Below are 580 nucleotides of genomic sequence, written 5' to 3' on the forward strand. Positions count from 1 at the left end.
GCAATTCAGCCAGGCGAAAGCGTCGGATGTAACCTTTAGTGGGGATAGTTTCTAAGTTCATGCTTCCCGTAACCTCTTGCTGATGGTTGCTGCTTCGTTACGGTGCATACTGATGAAAAAAACAGTCCTTATCTATACAGTTCCAAAATATTACAATCCGCAGATTTTAAAATTACTGAAAATCTGCCAATTTCAGAAACTCTGAAAACCTCATGTTTTCTATGTGTGNTTTTAGCGCAGTCCTGTTAAGCAAATCTCTTGCACATTCAGCAAAGGGCTTAACGGTGTCTCTAATATGAGCCCCTCCTTTTACTTCACCATTGGGCAAAGGACTGGGAAAGAGTAATCTGGCATAAAGCTCATTAGAGACAGACATATCATTAATTCTTGCCCAGCGCGCAATATCAAGATAAGGAATAACTCTGTAGTGGTGAATTTTTGCTATTGTTGATAAGCCGAATCGTTTTCGCGCATCGCTAGAGCGTTCTTTGACCCCCGTCTGCTCTCTCCATTTTCTTAGAAGGATCTTGAATCCGGCAATCATTTCCTCATCACTCATTAGATCAAGGCCTATATCAAC

Annotated in this window: 1 protein-coding gene; it reads right to left on the minus strand. The window is 41.5% G+C overall.

Annotated elements, in window-relative coordinates:
* Positions 1–172 precede the first annotated feature (172 nt).
* Positions 173–580: DUF6387 family protein (locus tag FDX22_RS22030; RefSeq protein WP_222592561.1), on the minus strand; the 408-nt coding region annotated here is incomplete at its 5' end.

The organism is Citrobacter sp. TBCS-14 (genome assembly GCF_005280805.1).
In the GTDB taxonomy this organism is placed as follows: domain Bacteria; phylum Pseudomonadota; class Gammaproteobacteria; order Enterobacterales; family Enterobacteriaceae; genus Citrobacter; species Citrobacter gillenii.